The following is a 17,400-nucleotide window of genomic DNA, read 5'->3' on the forward strand; positions in this document are numbered from 1 at the left end:
ATAATCGTTAAAAATTGACGACTTTCATATAAATCCCGAGTTTTAGACTAAAAAATGCGACAATGAGAATTGGAATCTTAACATCCGGCGGGGACTGTCCCGGTATTAATGCCACGATTCGTGGCGTGTGCAAAACTGCCATCAATTATTACGGAATGGAAGTGGTAGGTATTCACAGCGGTTTTCAGGGCTTGCTGACTAAAGATGTCGAATCTATTACAGACAAGTCGCTCTCCGGTTTGCTCAATCTGGGTGGAACGATGTTAGGAACTTCTCGTGAGAAGCCTTTCAAAAAAGGAGGCGTTGTCTCTGATGTTGACAAACCGTCTTTAATTCTTCAGAATATCCATGAAATTGGGCTGGATTGTGTCGTTTGTATCGGTGGAAATGGAACGCAGAAGACTGCAGCCAAGTTTGTTGCAATGGGAGTTAACATCGTATCTGTTCCTAAAACCATTGATAATGATATTTGGGGCACGGACATCTCTTTTGGTTTCGACTCGGCGGTAAGTATTGCTACTGATGCCATCGACCGTCTACATTCCACCGCAAGCTCTCATAAAAGGGTGATGGTGATTGAAGTGATGGGGCATAAGGCTGGCTGGATTGCTTTGTATTCCGGTATGGCAGGAGGAGGGGATGTGATTCTCGTTCCTGAAATCGCTTATAACATTAAAAATATTGGCAATACGATTCTGGAAAGACTAAAGAAAGGCAAACCCTATTCTATTGTAGTGGTAGCGGAAGGAATTCAGACTGACGGGCGTAAACGTGCTGCTGAATATATCGCGCAGGAAATTGAATATGAAACTGGTATAGAAACTCGCGAAACAGTTCTGGGGTATATTCAGCGTGGTGGTTCGCCTACTCCTTTCGACCGCAATCTTTCTACCCGCATGGGCGGGCATGCAACAGAATTGATAGCCAATGGCCAATTCGGGCGTATGGTGACTTTAAAAGGAGACGATATAGCATCTATTCCTCTTGAAGAAGTTGCAGGAAAACTGAAATTGGTTACTGAAGATCACGATTTGGTGATTCAGGGTCGTCGCATGGGGATTTGTTTTGGTTAGTTGCCGGAGCTTCTGTGTCCTGTACTGTGGAAATCTCATCGACGAGGATGTTTTCTTCTGAAACATTCTCTGGTTTTATCTCGGGATTTGCATTCAGTTCGGTTTCGAGTTCATTCTCAAGCTCGGTTGCCAATTCAGTATCAGAACCTGTCGCAAGTTCAACTTCCATTTCTGTTTCCGTTTCAGTTGCCGAATGTTGTATTTTAATCTCCTCGATGGTTGACATAAATGTCGGTTCCTTTACTTTCTTTATAGCCATCTGGGCGGCATTCTGTTGAGATTCCTTCTTGGAATACCCCGTACCTGTTCCTGCCGGAAGTCCTTCAATACGTACTTCAGTTTGGAATACAGGGTTACTGTCATGATCGAGAAACTGCTCGATTAATTCAAAGGAAACCTCCATTTTGTTCTTTTGGCTCCATTCGATAAGCTTGGATTTGAAGTTAACCTCTTTTCGGGATATTTTATCCAGATCGATATAACGGTTAATGATCCGTTGTTCCATAAACAGTTTGCAGCGTTCATATCCCTGATCCAGATAAATAGCTCCGATGAACGCCTCAAAAGCATTTCCATACATGTAGCTGTTGTGAGAAGAGGAGCGGGTAGAATACTTGATGAGCTTATCCAGGCCGATTTCAACGGCCAACTTGTTCAACGTCTCTCGTTGTACGATCTTGGAACGTGTATTGGTCAGGAAACCTTCCCGTTTCCCTTCGAAACGTTTGTAGACAATATCTCCCACGATGGCGTCGAGGATGGCGTCACCTAAAAACTCCAGCCGTTCATTGTTGAGAGGACGTCCCTTGTCGGAGCGGACAGAAGTCGATTTGTGCAGGAGAGCCTGCTCATAAAGCTGGATATTGCGCGGGTAGAACCCGAGTATCCGGTAAAAACAAAGATAAGACTCTCTATCCTTGCGGAACAAGAGCCTTATCTTATCTATTTCGTTACGTAACACGATATTACTCTGCGTATTTCTTGAAGATAACGCACGCATTGTGACCACCAAATCCAAATGTATTGGACAAGGCAACATTAACTTCGCGTTTCTGTGCTTTATTGAACGTGAAATTAAGGTTGTAGTCGATGTTCTCGTCGTCGTCACCTTCTTCGTGGTTGATAGTCGGAGGAACAATGCCGTTCTTAATGGCAAGGATGCTTGCAATAGATTCTACCGCACCGGCAGCTCCCAGCAAGTGACCTGTCATTGATTTGGTTGAACTGATGTTCAACTCGAACGCATGATCACCGAATACTTCCTTGATTGCTTTTGCTTCTGAAATATCACCAACCGGAGTAGATGTACCGTGTACATTGATATAGTCTACTTCTTTCGGATCCATTTCCGCATCTTCCAGTGCATTTATCATCACCAGTTTCGCTCCCAGACCTTCCGGATGAGAAGCAGTCAAGTGATGTGCATCTGCAGACATACCTACACCGGCAACTTCTGCATAGATTTTTGCACCACGAGCTTTAGCGTGTTCCAGTTCTTCCAGAATCAAGCAACCGCCACCTTCGCCCATAACGAAACCATCGCGGCTTGCGCTAAACGGACGTGAAGCTTTAGAAGCTTCGTCGTTGCGTGTTGACAAGGCGTGCATAGCGTTGAAACCGCCTACACCTGCCGGGAAGATTGCTGCTTCCGAACCACCGGATACAATTACATTTGCTTTACCCAAACGAATCAGGTTGAAGGCATCTGCAATAGCGTTGGTTGAAGTCGCACATGCTGAACAGGTCGCGTAGTTAGGACCATGGAAACCATACATGATAGAAATCTGTCCGGCTGCAATATCCGAAATCATCTTTGGAATGAAGAACGGATTAAACTTCGGACCCATTTCCTGACGAGTGTAGTAGTTGCCTACCTCTTCTTCAAATGTATGTATACCACCAATACCGGCGCCGAAAATAACACCGATTTTGTTCAAGTCTTCTTTCTCGACGTCAAGACCGGAATCACTCACCGCTTCTTTAGCAACAGCGATGGCATATTGAGTATACAAGTCCATCTTTCTTGCTTCTTTGCGGTCTATGTATTTCGTTGCATCGAAGTCTTTCACTTCGCATGCGAATTGGGTCTTGAATAACGACGCATCAAAATGAGTAATAGGCCCTGCTCCACTAACCCCGTTCACAATGTTTTCCCAAAATTCGGGAACGCTGTTGCCAACGGGAGTAATGGCGCCAAGGCCTGTTACTACCACTCTTTTTAATTCCATATTGATGAAATCGAATTACTTAGCGTGTTCTTCGATATAAGATACAGCATCACCTACAGTACCAATCTTTTCTGCTTGGTCATCAGGAATAGAGATACCGAATTCTTTTTCGAATTCCATGATAAGTTCTACAGTGTCAAGAGAATCTGCTCCCAGGTCGTTAGTGAAGCTTGCTTCGTTAGTAACTTCTGATTCTTCTACGCCTAATTTATCAACGATAATCGCTTTTACTCTTGATGCAATTTCAGACATAACTTTAAGTTTTTAATTAATAATTAGTTTTATTTCTTTAAATTTGCGGTGCAAAGGAATGAATATTTATCGTTTTGCGCAAATATTTGACTAAATAAATGCAATGTTTTGCACATTTTTCACTGTTTTGTGCATCGAATTTGAGAGTTATGAAGAAAAACATCGCAATTTTCGCTTCCGGTTCCGGTTCAAATGCCGAGAATATTATCCGGTATTTCCAAAAAAACGATTCCGTTCAGGTTTCGTTGGTGCTTTCTAATAAAAGTGACGCCTATGTTTTGGAACGTGCGCATCGCCTGGGAGTGCCTTCTAACGTGTTTCCAAAGGAGGATTGGATAGCCGGAGATGAAATTTTGGCTATTTTGCAGGAGTACCGCATTGATTTTGTCGTGCTGGCTGGCTTTCTGGTTCGTGTGCCTGATTTACTTTTGCATGCTTATCCCGATAAAATTATAAATATACATCCTGCTCTTCTGCCGAAGTTTGGAGGCAAGGGGATGTATGGTGACCGGGTTCATGAAGCGGTAGTGGCTGCCGGTGAGAAAGAAAGCGGCATTACTATACATTATATAAATGAGCATTACGACGAAGGAAATACGATTTTTCAAGCTACTTGCCCTGTTCTTTCGACTGATTCTCCGGATGATGTAGCTAAGAAGGTGCATGCTTTGGAATATGAACACTTCCCGCAAATCATAGAACAGGTATTAAATAATAAGAATTAAGTATCAGGTATTAAGTATTACGTCGTACAGATAATCCTTTGACAGAATTTTATTAAATTTTTCAGTCGATGCGATTAATGTCTGATACTTACTTGAAACTTAATACCTAATACTTAATAATGTATGCTTTCTCTTCTCTCCGCAAAGGATAATCTCCGCGTAGGGTTTCGAATAGCTCCGGTTGATTTTTTAGCCGGTTGCTGTCTTCGGTTGGATTATACATTTGGAGGACTGCTTCTTCGTGGTTTTTTGCATGAATAATGGGGGAGACAAGTGCGGGTGCGTTAATTTCATAATCCCCTTTTATTTGGAAAAAATTGCAGATGGCATCCAATGACATACGTGTGGCGTTTGCTTTTCCATCTGCAGAGTAACCTGCAATGTGAGGAGTTCCGATAAATGTCTTTTCCAGTAGATCACGGTTGATTTCCGGTTCATGCTCCCATACGTCAATGATGGCATCCGAAATCATCCGGCTGTTCAAGGCTTTTAAAAGAGCATCAGTCTGGATGACTTCTCCCCGTGAGGTATTGATGATAACAGGTTTCCGTTTGAGTGACTGAAAGAAAACTTCATCCGCCAAGTGGAACGTTTTATACTTTCCTTCCTTATATAAAGGTACGTGAAAAGTGATGATGTCACACTCTTCCGCTATTTTCTCCAGTGAAGAGAATCGTTCTGCACCTTCTTTTTCTTCCCGTGGCAAATCATTCAATAAAACACGCATGCCAAAATCCTGGGCAACTTTAGCTACTTTACTTCCGACATTTCCTACTCCTATGATTCCAATCGTCAGTTCATTCAGTCTTTTATTCCTGACGGACTTCCATACAAGAAGCGATGACTGTATATATTGGGCGACAGAAGCCGAATTACATCCCGGTGCATTCGTCCATTCGATACCGGCCTGTTTGCAATACTCCGTATCAATATGGTCGAAACCTATGGTTGCCGTCGCTATGAATTTCACTCGACTACCTTCCAATAAATCCCGGTTGCAATGTGTGCGGGTACGGACAATAAGTGCATCCGCATCCCGTACGAGCTCCGGAGTGAAATCTTTCCCCGGTGCATAAACTACCTCATCGGCTATTCTCTGTACCGCTTCTTTTATATAAGGTATTTTATTGTCGATAATAATTTTCATATACAATTCATCTTTTATACCCACAAAGGTAACAAATAAAAAAGTAAGAAACGGTTGCTTGTCTGAAAAATATTACATAGATTTGCCCTATTATATATCTATTAGCTAGTTAAGATTATGACATTTAGTAACCTTTGCAACGAGATTTTTTGGAAATCGACAACAGATTACCATGTAACGGATAGTGTGGATGCTCCGATGAACAATCCTTACGGGTTGAAAACTATTGAGTATTATTTATATCTAAAGAACTGGATTGATGCTGTGCAATGGCATTTTGAGGATATTATCCGTGACCCGCAGATTGATCCGGTAGAAGCATTGGCCTTGAAAAGAAGAATTGATAAATCAAATCAGGACCGTACAGACCTGGTGGAATTAATTGATAGCTACTTTTTAGACAAATACAAAGAGGTGAAACCTCTCTCTGACGCAACGATCAATACGGAAAGCCCTGCATGGGCAATTGACCGCTTGTCAATTCTTGCATTGAAAATTTACCACATGCAGCAGGAGGTGGAACGTACGGACACTACCGAGGAACACCGTGCTCAATGCCAGACTAAGTTGAATATCCTGCTGGAACAACGCAAAGACCTTTCTACGGCTATTGAACAGTTGTTGGCTGATATCGAAGCCGGAAGAAAATATATGAAAGTATATAAACAGATGAAGATGTATAATGACCCGGCATTAAATCCGGTGCTTTATGCGAAAAAATAACGAATGGCGCGTATTCTCATTATTCGTTTTTCAGCTCTTGGCGATGTAGCCATGACAATCCCGGTAATACATTCGCTGGCTGTGCAATACCCGCAGCATGAAATAACAGTGTTAAGTCGTGCTGTATGGCAGCCACTCTTTCAGGGGTTGCCTGCCAATGTGGGTTTTGTCGGAGCTGATTTAACAGGCAAGCACAAGGGGCTTTGGGGCTTGAATAGCCTTTATTCGGAATTGAAAGCAATGCATTTTGATTACATTGCTGATTTTCATCATGTACTTCGTTCTAAGTATTTATGTTTGCGATTCCGTCTTGCCAATAAACCGGTAGCTTCCATTTGTAAAGGAAGGGCAGGCAAAAAGAAGCTGGTTCGCCGTCATGATAAGGTGATGGAAAATCAGAAGAGTTCTTTTCGTCGTTATGCCGATGTACTTGAGAAGCTAGGTTTACCGGTACTATTAAATTTCTCTTCTATTTATGGCGAAGGAAAAGGAAACTTTGCGGAAATAGAACCAGTCACAGGGCCTAAAGAAGATCAAAAGTGGATTGGTATAGCTCCTTTTGCCAAACATGCAGGTAAGATTTATCCGTTAGAACTGCAGGAGCAAGTTATAGCACATTTTGCTGCCAATCCCAAAGTAAAGGTTTTCCTCTTTGGAGGCGGTAAAAGCGAGCAGGACGTATTTGATGCATGGATTGCTAAATATCCTTCTGTCGTTTCAATGATCGGTAAACTGAATATACGTACCGAACTGAATCTGATGAGCCATCTGGACGTGATGCTTTCAATGGATTCTGCCAATATGCATTTGGCATCCCTGGTCAATATTCCGGTTGTCTCTATTTGGGGAGCCACCCATCCTTATGCCGGTTTTATGGGTTGGAAACAATTGCCGGTCAATACCGTGCAACTCGATTTGTCATGCCGTCCCTGTTCTGTATATGGTCAGAAGCCTTGCTGGCGAGGTGATTATGCCTGTTTGAGGGATATAAAGCCGGAGCAGGTCATTGCGAAAATAGAAGGGCTTGTAGATTAATCCTTGCTGAAGTTCAAATTAGCTGTTTATTGAGCTGAAAGAGCGTAGAATCAAATAATGATGAAAGAGATACAACGAAAGAAAAAGGTACTGATAGATCTTACGAATTATGGTAGTCTCACAGCCGGCTTCGGGCAGATTGCGGCCAACTATGCAACCGCCTTTTCGTCTATGCCGGTAGATGATCTTCATTTTGTATATTTATTGCGGCAGAAATATATGCAGGAATTTGGTCCGAATGTGACCTCTGTTCCGGTACGTCGTATCAATAAGTTTTTTCCTTTTACCCTTCCCAAGGTAGATGTATGGCATGCGGTGAATCAACAGCGCAAGCTGTTGCGTATTGCCGGTGGTACAAAGTTTATCTTTACTATACACGACTTTAATTTCTTAACAGAGAAAAAGCCCTGGAAGGCGAAAATGTATCTTCGCCGGATGCAGAATAAGGTCAATAAAGCAGCGGTCGTGACTACGATCTCTCATTATGTGGCAGATGTCATTCGGCAGCATGTAGATTTGAAAGGGAAGGAGATCCGGGTCATCTATAATGGAGTGGAGAGAATCGATACATTGGAAGGAATAAAGCCGTCGTTTGCTACAGGGCGTCCTTTCTTTTTTACGATTGGACAAATCCGTAGAAAAAAGAACTTCCATCTCTTGGTTGACGTAATGCGTCATTTCCCGGAATATGATCTATATATTTGTGGCGATGCTCATTTTGCTTATGCTGAAGAAGTGCGCAATCTGATCCGTGAGAATCAGCTCACTAATGTCTTTTTGACGGATGTTATTTCTCAAAGCGAGAAGATCTGGTTATATCGGAACTGTGAGGCATTCCTGTTTCCTAGTGAGGGAGAAGGCTTTGGATTGCCGGTGGTGGAAGCTATGCAATTTGGGAAGGCTGTATTTGCTGCTAATCGCACTAGTTTGCCGGAAGTTTGTAATGGACACGCTATCATGTGGGAACATTTGGATACAGAATCTATGGTGGAAAGTATCCGGGAGCATCTACCTGATTTTTATAAAGATAAGGAACGCTTGGAGAAAATCAAGGAACATGCCGCTTCATTCAGTTACGAGAAGCATATACAAGCCTACCTTGATTTATATCGGGAGTTAGCTCAATTGCCTTAGTATTGGAATCAATTGCTCGTATACCTTTTCGGGAGTAATTAATGCAAAACGCTCCTCATAGGGTAATGTCGCCTGTTGTTCCGGTGGAAGAATGTCGTCAGGACTAATTCCTTCGGCGAGTACGGAATTGGCGGGTAACCACATTGACTTTGACGCACTTGGTGAATAAATGGCAAATGAAGGAACTCCAAGAGCTTGGGCGATGTGTCTGGCTCCTCCTTCGTTCCCGAAGTAAAATGAACAGTTGGCACAAAGTGCTGCCAGTTGTCGTAATGAAGAAGCTTGTATATCGATCTTGATACGTTCCGGACATCCTAATTCCTTGTAGATATTTCTGGCATCTTCTTCTTCGTACCCCGGCGCGTAGTTGAAGATCATTTGTATGTCCTTGTATTCCTCTAATATTCTTTTCAGTGTGGCTACCATGAACTCCGTATTCCATTTTTTATGGATGAGTTTGGTTGTGACTCCTATTAATAACACAGGGCGTGCAAAATCAATCCCTTCCTTTTCCATATAATATCGGAAATCTTCTTTTTCCCGGTCAGTCAGATATAACTTGAATTCTTTTGTGTATTGAATAGGTCTGATCTTTTCTAATGGTGCTGCAAGCAATAGATTGCGTTGTACCATGTCAGTTGTCAGATTCTTACTGTAAGTGTCTGTCCGGTAGTTCAGTAGAAAATGTGTATATCCTTTAATGCGTCCTATCCGGAAAGGGGTTCTTAATGAAAAAAGAGAGAAAAAAAGAGTCCGGATAGTAGAGCGCATATCGATGATTACATCGTATCTGTTTTTATGCATTACCTGCCATACTTTTTTTATATAAGCAGTGAATGGTTTATTCTCATTCTTGTCAAATGTAATGACTTTATCTATATCCGGATGCCCCTCATAGAGTGGAGCAATATTTTTATTAAGCACGAAGTGTATCTCTGCATCGGGAAAACTTTTTTTCAGCGTGCTGCACAATGCAACAGCCAGAATTGAGTCGCCTATTTGTCTAAATCGAATAATTAGAATTCTTTTGATTGGTTTCATGCTTAAACTTCCTTATGCTTTTTATCGTGCAAACATAACTAAAAAAAAGCATTTATGTCTAAATATAAATGAAAAGAAAAAAGAAAAAATGACTAAAGCGGTTCGTAACAGGACTTATATGTAGAGAGAGTTAGCCAATCTTTGTGAGAAAAGAGAAAAATATAGTCGGAATATGGCCTAATTTCTTTATCTTTGCTCAATCTTTGTAATTAGTATTATATAGGAGAGTGTAATGAGAGTGATTGTAAATCCCAAGTACGCACATTTGCAGAAGGAGATAGAAGAAATTCCAAGGTCCTTCCAGAAAGAAAGAGATGTGGTGTATGATGGTCGTAATGTTTTAAAACGAATTGGCTTGGGCAGTATTGATGTTGTGGTGAAGAGCTTTAAGAAGCCTCACATCATCAACCGCGTTGTATATTCGTTTTTCCGGCAATCAAAAGCAGAACGTTCCTATATTTATTCTATGGAGATCCAACAGCATGGTTTTGACACTCCGGAGCCAGTGGCTATGATTGAACAATTTCAGAATGGTCTTCTTTCACATAGCTATTATATTTGTTGTTATGATGGTGGCGAAACTGTCCGTTCCCTGATGGATGGGAAAGTAGAGGGAAATGAAGATAAACTTTCTGCTTTTGCGCGCTACACTGCTGCTTTGCATCAGGCAGGTATTCTCCATTTGGACTATTCTCCCGGTAATATACTGATTCATCAGAATGAAACGAATGAATACAGTTTCTCTCTGGTCGACGTGAATCGCATGCAGTTGCTATCGGATATTGATTGTGATATGGTATGCCGTAATATGTGCCGTTTGTGTATTTCGCGTGAGGTACTGACTTACATCATGACAGAATATGCTTCTTTGCGTGGATGGGACGTCGAATCTACGGTCAGTCTGGCCCTTCGTTACAGCGATCAGTTTTTTACTCATTATATTTATCGTCGTGCGGCACGGAAAGAGAAAGAAAAGCATATTGTATCCCTGATTTTATTCTTCCGTTTATACCGTTCCGTACGTAAATTCTTTTCTTGGGAACCGCATATCTCACGTTTCTTATTGAAAAAGGAAAAGCATATCTATGATACATACCTGTGCAAGTATGATTATTGTGAATTGCTTTCTGCTGATTATCAATGATTACTTCTTACTTCCGCGCATCACTACACTGCGGATTTTATGCCTGAAAAACCCTTTTTGATTAATATATGTGCAGTTATGTTTGTCCAGAAATGCAGAGATAACTTCTTCGTCATCACGCAAATGGTATGTGCAAATGGCAAAATCCAGCTTCTGGCAATTTTGGAATAAGTTATTGCATCCGGCCAATGCGTGCCGTTCGGCTCCTTCTATATCCATTTTAAGAAATAGATGTTCATTCGTCTGGTTGTTAAAGAAATCATCTAGTGTTTGCTCTCTCGAAGAATTATGATCGCTCACATACTTCTGGACAATCGTCACTTTGTCCTGCCATGGTTCGAAGGTAGCTCTGATGGCCTCTAACCATTGCTCGTCCTGCTCAAACAAATAAACATGTTTGGCTTCTTCGATAATTTCCAATGATGAATATCCTTCGGCACAACCGACATCCACAAATACTTTCCCTGTCACTTCTTTAACGCTGTTGAAGTAATGGTGCGGTGAGCGCCTGTCTTGTTCCATACTCAAAGCCCTATAATATTTTTGAATTTTCTTGGCTGGAGTGCTTTTTCTGAAATAGAGTCGCTTCTTTTCTTTTTGAACATAGTATAAGCCTTTTTCCTCATCTTTCTGTACATCAACAGGCATATTGGCGTATTCATCCTTGAATTCATACAGGTGTCTTGAATATCCATGTTCTTTAATATATTCATAGTATTTCAGATAAGGAGAGCCAGGCTTATATCCTTTCATGAAATAATATGGGAGAGTGCCATATATAAATTTCTTTATTGTATGTTTAAGTACGTTCATTTCATTAGTTTCTTGTAGATGTTTAAGATTTCTTCCGCTTGCTTTTCTTCAGAGAATCTTTTGGCAAATTTTTGCCCCTTTTCAATCATCTCCTTTTTTCTTTCAGTATCGGAGTATATCTGTTTGAAAGCATTGGCCATTCCTTTGATATCGTCAGGATGTACATAGATAGAGTCGGGACCTCCGGCTTCTTCCAGGCAAGATCCAGTCGCGGCCACTACCGGAATATCGGAGTATAGAGCTTCTATAATGGGAATACCAAAACCTTCGAAACGGGAAGGGTATACAAAAATTTCTGCTAACTGATAAAAAGCCGGTAGATCATCAAAAGGAACATTGCTGATGATATGTACCCTTTCTTCCAGCTTATTCTCCTTAATGAAACGTTCAATTTTATCAGTATATTCCGTGTGGCGTCCTACAATGACGAGATGAATCTGTTCAGGAAGCATCGTTAGTGCCTGCACCGCTGAAAGGGCGTTTTTGCGTTCTTCAATACTTCCTACGTTAAGGATATAGTGATCCGGTAGCTGATATTTAGCCCGGATTTCTCTTTTCTTCTCTGCTGCTACAGGATGCATGAATGAAGGATCACATCCCTGATAAACAACTTCTATCTTATCGGCGGGAATCCTGAAATACTCAATAATATCACGCTTGGTACATTCGCTGATAGCAATGATTTTATCGGCATTTTCGCAAGCTTTACGGAATTTGTATGTGTATATTTTCCTGTCGATCGAATGGTAATACTGCGGATAGCGCAGAAAGATCAGATCGTGAATCGTTACAATACTTTTTACCTCGCTTTGATGTATATTCAGGGGCAACTCATTACTAAGTCCGTGGAATATATCGATTTTTTCTTTTTCCAGTTGTTGGGTAACGCCCCATACTCGCCACAATGAACTTAACTTTTTCCAGGAAGAAGTAGTGGGATAAGAAAGCTGTAGTTGCTGATACTGCTTCGTTAATTTGTCCAGTCTCTTGTTTTCCCGTTTCTTGGGGGCATACAGCACATATTCATTCTCCGGATAGAATTGGCATAGGATATTCACTATATAGCGGCTATAATTACCCAGACCGGTGAAATTCTGTACTGCACGTTTTCCGTCAAAACCTATTCTCATTTCTTCTTCTTACCTTTATGTGATTATAATTAGACTTCAAAATTCCGATAAGGTTTATTCAAGTCTAAATAATGGAAATTATGTTGTCTTTGTCCACTTTGTTTAGGTATGGTCATGTAATCTCCATATTTCTGTGACAGATAAGCGTCGTATTTCTGTACTCCCCATACTTCTTCATCTTCAAACCGGATAGGAGTGGGAGTGCCCAGGATATCCTTCGACATGATTCCTTTCATTCCATCATCATAATCGCAGACTAATGCGCATTGGTCGAAATCGTATTTCTTCATCACCTTCCTGATGCTTTCCTGTGCTCCGGTAAGGGTAAAAAACTTTCTGCATAATAGCGGTATCCATGAACTGGGACCTTTCCCATGTTTGTATGGATCGCGATGAATAAGATAAAGTACTCGTTTGTAGAACTCATACTTCGCAAAATGCATTCTTTGCGCCATACGGCTTTCCGGAACTCCATCTAGTGGAAATATATCAATATATACACCTCCCAGATATTTGAGATGCATACGCTCGATTAAGGTTGTGTTGGCATCCTGCACCTTTGCGAACGGAAGAGGATATTCCTTATCATTCTCAGCGCATACCGCTTCGTAAGGTTCCGGTAACCATTCTTTGGCATTAGCCATTAGTAAGTCATAATCAGCTCTTGGCATTCCGATATCCAAATCATCATCCCAGGGGATGAATCCTTTGTGGCGCACAGCTCCCAGCATGGTGCCTGCCATGATGTAATATCGCAGATTATGTTCTTTGCAAACTTTGTCAACAGCTAATAAGTTCTTTAATATGCGAAGCTGTAGAGGGCGGATGTCGTAATTAGCCATTCTATCTGATTTTAATTAATAAAGACTGGCTGGAATCAGCTTCTGTGCCTGTTGAAAGTCTTCTACTGTGTCCAGCTCGGCCGAGAAGAACTCGGTGGTGTCCATAACGTAAAAACTATATCCTTGCGGAATCAGTCTCTCAAAAGCCCGTTCGTAGAATATATTATCCAGCCCTTCGGTAGTAATCATAATTTCCAGTTCCCGGAATAGCGCTTTGGTATATTCAGCTGACATCTTTTCAATGCCGATAGATTCTCCGATAGCATCGGATATCGAGCAGACTTTGCTGATTTCAACGACCTTTTGTGCGTCGTCCACGATGACTTTTATTTCTTCTGCTCCGAGCTCATGACGATTCAGTGCCAATATGTCGTCCTTATCCGAATGAAGCAGTTTCTCTACAATCTGCGGATCAAATACAATGTCGCTGTCTAATAATAAAATCTCCTGCCCATCTGTATAGGAACGGGTGAGCCATAATGAATAGATATTGTTGGTTGATTCATACCTGTCATTATAGATGAAAGTAATATCTTGGGTTGGATAATGTGCCTGTAGAAAATCTACGATTTGCTGCTGGCGATACCCGGTGACAATGATGAATTCATCAAATCCGTTTTGTATCAGAGCATCAAAAGCTCTTTCCAAAAGGCATCGTTCTCCTATTTTGAGAAGACATTTGGGCGTCGTATCGGTCAGCGGGCGTAAGCGTGAAGCTATTCCTGCGGCTAATATTACTGCTTTCATTTGGATGCTATTTCTTTGATTGTATCTATAACGATCCGGTTCTGCTCTGGGCGTCCCAATGTGATACGCAAATGAGTATTGATATCCGGTTCATTCATAAACTTCACTTTATAACTCTGTTCAGCAAAAGCCTTTTGTAAAGCCTCTTTCAGTTCTATCGGGTATTTGATTAAAATAAAATTGGCAACCGATTCATATACTTTGAATCCGGGTAATACGCCGATTTCCTTTTCGTAACGCTCACGGTCTTCATTCATCAGTTTGGCGATGTTTCGGTAGTGTGCGTCCGATTTGAGAGCCGCAATGGCGATATCTTCGGATATCCGGTTGTATCCCAGATATTTATTGCTGTATCTGCTGAATTTTTCCAGCTCCTTACTCATGAATCCGAATCCCATACGTAAACCGGGCAATCCATAAAACTTGGATAAAGTACGGGAAATAATCAAATTCGGATATTTATTAACCAGCTTTTTGATATAACTAGTATCAGTTGAAACAAAAGAAGCGTATGCTTCATCTATCAGTACCACTGTTTGGCTGGGTACTTCTGCGAGCAGTTCATCCAATTCTTTTGGAGTTAAACCATTGCCGGTAGGGTTATTGGGAGAAGCTAGTAAAAGAATCTTCGGATTCTCTTTCTGAATCATATCTTTTAGCGTCTCAAAGTCATATTTAAAAGTATTTCCGTCTTCGTAGAGAGGATATTGCAAAGTATGGCCATTCACCTCATCTGCAATTGATTTATAATACCACCATGAGAACTTGGGAATCAACATCGTTTTATTTCCATCTTCTTGAGTCAGGAAGTAGTGTACAGCTTGCTTCAGAATATCTTCTCCGCCGTATCCTAATAAGACTTGTGTTTCATCTATATCATAAAGTTCGGATAAGAAAACAGATAATATACTTTTCTTTCCTTCATCATAAATGCGGGTATAAAAACAAAGTTTATTTATATCGAAGTTTTTTAAAGCTTCTACTACTTCTTTTGATGGACTGTAGTTAAATTCGTTTCGATCTAAAAAGTTCAAATTCTTTTCCATATTAGTTTTGTATGATTCCTTTATCGCACCAGGTTAGTTTCCTGACTTTCGTTTCGTTCAAAATACTGCGGTTGTTGCTCAAATTATCCGTTCCATGTAGTTCGTGATGAAGGTGGAACACAATTCCCGCAAATTTGATGGTACGCTTGCGTACACCGCTATTGATGAGGCGGCACACTAATTCATGATCTTCGCTTCCCCATCCGGTAATAGCTTCATTGTACCCATTGACTTTTAATAAATCCTCTTTCCAGAAAGCCATATTGCATCCTCTGGAATATGAAATATCCCATTGGCGATAATGCTGAAGTAGTGGGCTTAGCCAAGGCAAATGTACTCCGTTGATTGTGTTTTTAGTACCTTTGTCGTGAATAGAGATCATGCAGTTTCTTTCTGCTAGCATCTTTTGGGTTAAACCTTCCCGGATTAATACACGGCTACCGGTTACGAAACTGCCTTTTTTAGCAAAACGTACATGATCTTTGACGAAATCTTTGTGTAAGACGATATCCCCGTCAATTTGTATAATATATTCTTTAGATGCTTTCGCAATAGCTTTGTTACGGATGGAAGCCAGCCTGAAGCCTAGATCTTCATGCCAAACATGAATAATAGGGACTTCGGAGGAGGCTGCTAATTGATGAATTAGTTCTCTTGTATCTTCTTTAGAACCATCATCGGCAATGATAATTTCATCTGGAAGGAGAGATTGACGTAGCACGCTTTTAACGCATAATTCTAATGCGTCGCTTCTATTATAGGTGGATATAATTAGCGATGTACTTATGTTGCTCGCCATTGGTTTATTCATATAATTATTACTAAGTTAGTTAAATAGTTAAGGGGGCTTGCATTAAAATTCTACAAATGTATACATTTTATTTGGTTGTGACAAGCGTTAAAGGCTTTTTCAGGATAGCTACATCAAATTTTATGATTCTTTTTTTGTTCTGGAATTAATAAGTCTACATGCAAGTTCGTTGTCTTTGCGGCTCTAGTAAGTCATCTCTTCATTATAACTATTGGCTTTGTATAAATCTTCTTTCCAAAAGACTATATTCATCCTCTTACATACAAAATATCATTATGATGAAACTTCTCTTGTAAATGACTAAGAATGAAGAGATGCTTTTCCATGTTTTTAAGAAGTATAAGACTGTAAATTTTGTAAATGAAAATAATATTTTCTATGAACCTTCTTATAGTATATTATTTGTTGATAGTTTTTCCGCCTAAGTTTTGTCCTTTTTGTATTTATGACTTTTAATTAGATACTGAATGCTAAAAGGAAGTTTTAGGAATAAAAAACGTTTTATAGATTTGAATGTTAGTCGGGTTTCCAAAATAGGAGGGATACAGTTTTGAGAGAGCCTTGCTAATCCTTTTATTAAATCAACCCTTTTAATATTTGAGTACATCGCTGGTAGGTATCGATGATAAATTTCAAATAAATAATATAAGTTTATTTCTTTTTGAAGATGTTTGCTAAGGTTGTTGTCTGCTTGCATCAATCTCCTGATCTCACTAAAAACTATGGTAAGATCATTTAGATGCTTCAAGGTGTAGCCTTGTTCTATATTTGTAATAGAGTCTTCTCTCTTGCAATTATAAAGATAAGTTGTCCGGTTGGTTAGGCTAAATGATCTGGTATTTAGAGCGAGCATGGCATGCATTACTATGTCTTCGTGGTACACGTGTTCCAAAAAATGAATATGAAATTCTTTTAAAAAAGAAAGATTATATAATTTATTCCATGTAGTTACCCATATCTCATTTTTTTCTTCATAAAAGTATTGAGCCATACATAATTTACCTTTTCGTGTAATATTAGGATAGTTAGTAATTTTGAGTGAATTTTCATTCTCATCAATTTGATTGATTCCGGCTGCTACAAAGTCTACTTTCTCGTGTGAAATAATATTATATAAAGTTTCAATGCAATCAGGAACAATAGCATCGTCGCTATCCATAAAGTATAGATATTTCCCTTGAGCAGATTCAATTGCTGTGTTTCTTGTTCCTCCCAAACCAAGATTTTTTTTATGTGTAATTATACGGATGCAGTTACCTCTAGGATGTGTGCTTTTAAGTTGGTAGACTATATCCATGCTGTTATCATGCCCTAAATCGTCTACTATCAAAATCTCTAAGTTTTGATAGGTTTGGTTTAATGCAGATAATAAGGCACGTTCAATGTACTTTTCTACATTATAAATAGGCATTGAGAGAGTTATTAAGCACATACTTTTCTTCAATCATTAATAACAAAATAATATTAGGTGATTACAAAGTTACTTTAATATTTGTAATGATGAAAGTT

General features: G+C 40.1%; 18 protein-coding genes. 6 read left to right on the plus strand and 12 right to left on the minus strand.

Translation table 11 applies throughout. The features are described from left to right. The first annotated feature begins 62 nt into the window (after positions 1 to 62). Positions 63 to 1,073, plus strand: a complete 1,011-nt coding sequence (locus Bovatus_RS16995) for an ATP-dependent 6-phosphofructokinase (RefSeq protein WP_004298309.1) — start codon at positions 63 to 65, stop codon at positions 1,071 to 1,073. Here Bovatus_RS16995 and rnc read toward each other — a convergent pair. From rnc to Bovatus_RS17010, 3 genes are read right to left on the minus strand one after another with little or no spacing between them, the layout of a single operon-like run. Continuing rightward, positions 1,015 to 2,073, minus strand: a complete 1,059-nt coding sequence (gene rnc / locus Bovatus_RS17000; RefSeq protein WP_004298308.1) for a ribonuclease III — start codon at positions 2,071 to 2,073, stop codon at positions 1,015 to 1,017. The two genes, Bovatus_RS16995 and rnc, sit on opposite strands and share 59 nt — an antisense overlap. Further along, a complete protein-coding gene (gene fabF / locus Bovatus_RS17005; RefSeq protein ID WP_004298307.1) occupies positions 2,039 to 3,301 on the minus strand; it encodes a beta-ketoacyl-ACP synthase II in 1,263 nt (420 codons plus the stop codon). Before fabF ends, rnc begins: the two co-directional genes overlap by 35 nt. 15 nt (positions 3,302 to 3,316) lie before the next feature. Then, positions 3,317 to 3,553, minus strand: coding sequence for an acyl carrier protein (locus tag Bovatus_RS17010; RefSeq protein ID WP_004291965.1), 237 nt, complete (start codon positions 3,551 to 3,553; stop codon positions 3,317 to 3,319). Positions 3,554 to 3,651: 98 nt separating this feature from the next. Between Bovatus_RS17010 and purN the strand changes: the two genes are divergently transcribed. Further along, entirely contained in the window at positions 3,652 to 4,278 is a 627-nt protein-coding gene (gene purN / locus Bovatus_RS17015) for a phosphoribosylglycinamide formyltransferase (protein ID WP_004307440.1), read from the plus strand. Positions 4,279 to 4,384: 106 nt separating this feature from the next. Here the strand turns inward: purN and pdxB are convergent, their stop codons facing one another. Then, the gene (gene pdxB / locus Bovatus_RS17020; protein WP_004322488.1) at positions 4,385 to 5,425 is read right to left on the minus strand and encodes a 4-phosphoerythronate dehydrogenase PdxB; all 1,041 of its coding nucleotides are present in this window, start codon (positions 5,423 to 5,425) and stop codon (positions 4,385 to 4,387) included. 117 nt (positions 5,426 to 5,542) lie between these two features. Here pdxB and Bovatus_RS17025 point away from each other — a divergent pair, with 117 nt between their 5' ends. The 3 genes from Bovatus_RS17025 to Bovatus_RS17035 are packed head-to-tail and all read left to right on the plus strand — an operon-like array spanning position 5,543 to position 8,317. Then, a complete protein-coding gene (locus Bovatus_RS17025; RefSeq protein WP_004298304.1) occupies positions 5,543 to 6,148 on the plus strand; it encodes a DUF4254 domain-containing protein in 606 nt (201 codons plus the stop codon). A 3-nt stretch (positions 6,149 to 6,151) separates the two neighbouring features. After that, positions 6,152 to 7,183: a glycosyltransferase family 9 protein gene (locus Bovatus_RS17030; RefSeq protein WP_004298303.1), complete on the plus strand. Its 1,032-nt coding sequence runs from the start codon at positions 6,152 to 6,154 to the stop codon at positions 7,181 to 7,183. Between the two features lie 57 nt (positions 7,184 to 7,240). After that, positions 7,241 to 8,317, plus strand: coding sequence for a glycosyltransferase family 4 protein (locus tag Bovatus_RS17035; RefSeq protein ID WP_004298302.1), 1,077 nt, complete (start codon positions 7,241 to 7,243; stop codon positions 8,315 to 8,317). Here the strand turns inward: Bovatus_RS17035 and Bovatus_RS17040 are convergent. Beyond that, positions 8,300 to 9,358, minus strand: a complete 1,059-nt coding sequence (locus Bovatus_RS17040) for a glycosyltransferase family 9 protein (RefSeq protein ID WP_004298301.1) — start codon at positions 9,356 to 9,358, stop codon at positions 8,300 to 8,302. The two genes, Bovatus_RS17035 and Bovatus_RS17040, sit on opposite strands and share 18 nt — an antisense overlap. A gap of 232 nt (positions 9,359 to 9,590) precedes the next feature. Here Bovatus_RS17040 and Bovatus_RS17045 point away from each other — a divergent pair, with 232 nt between their 5' ends. Continuing rightward, a complete protein-coding gene (locus Bovatus_RS17045; protein WP_004298299.1) occupies positions 9,591 to 10,502 on the plus strand; it encodes a lipopolysaccharide kinase InaA family protein in 912 nt (303 codons plus the stop codon). Here Bovatus_RS17045 and Bovatus_RS17050 read toward each other — a convergent pair whose 3' ends face one another. From Bovatus_RS17050 to Bovatus_RS17080, 7 genes are all read right to left on the minus strand, one after another. Next, a complete protein-coding gene (locus tag Bovatus_RS17050; protein WP_004298298.1) occupies positions 10,503 to 11,315 on the minus strand; it encodes an FkbM family methyltransferase in 813 nt (270 codons plus the stop codon). Then, complete coding sequence (locus Bovatus_RS17055) at positions 11,312 to 12,445, minus strand: glycosyltransferase family 4 protein (protein ID WP_004298297.1); 1,134 nt, start codon at positions 12,443 to 12,445, stop codon at positions 11,312 to 11,314. Before Bovatus_RS17055 ends, Bovatus_RS17050 begins: the two co-directional genes overlap by 4 nt. Positions 12,446 to 12,474: 29 nt before the next feature. Further along, positions 12,475 to 13,287, minus strand: a complete 813-nt coding sequence (locus Bovatus_RS17060) for a LicD family protein (RefSeq protein ID WP_004298296.1) — start codon at positions 13,285 to 13,287, stop codon at positions 12,475 to 12,477. 15 nt (positions 13,288 to 13,302) lie between these two features. Further along, the gene (locus tag Bovatus_RS17065; protein ID WP_004298295.1) at positions 13,303 to 14,034 is read right to left on the minus strand and encodes a phosphocholine cytidylyltransferase family protein; all 732 of its coding nucleotides are present in this window, start codon (positions 14,032 to 14,034) and stop codon (positions 13,303 to 13,305) included. Next, a complete protein-coding gene (locus tag Bovatus_RS17070; protein ID WP_004298294.1) occupies positions 14,031 to 15,080 on the minus strand; it encodes a pyridoxal phosphate-dependent aminotransferase in 1,050 nt (349 codons plus the stop codon). The genes Bovatus_RS17065 and Bovatus_RS17070 overlap by 4 nt, the downstream gene beginning before the upstream one ends. A 1-nt stretch (position 15,081) precedes the next feature. Then, entirely contained in the window at positions 15,082 to 15,891 is an 810-nt protein-coding gene (locus tag Bovatus_RS17075) for a glycosyltransferase family 2 protein (protein WP_004298293.1), read from the minus strand. Between the two features lie 421 nt (positions 15,892 to 16,312). Next, positions 16,313 to 17,302: a glycosyltransferase family 2 protein gene (locus Bovatus_RS17080; protein WP_004298291.1), complete on the minus strand. Its 990-nt coding sequence runs from the start codon at positions 17,300 to 17,302 to the stop codon at positions 16,313 to 16,315. Between the last annotated feature and the right edge of the window lie 98 nt (positions 17,303 to 17,400).

Source organism: Bacteroides ovatus (assembly GCF_001314995.1).
GTDB classification, from domain to species: domain Bacteria; phylum Bacteroidota; class Bacteroidia; order Bacteroidales; family Bacteroidaceae; genus Bacteroides; species Bacteroides ovatus.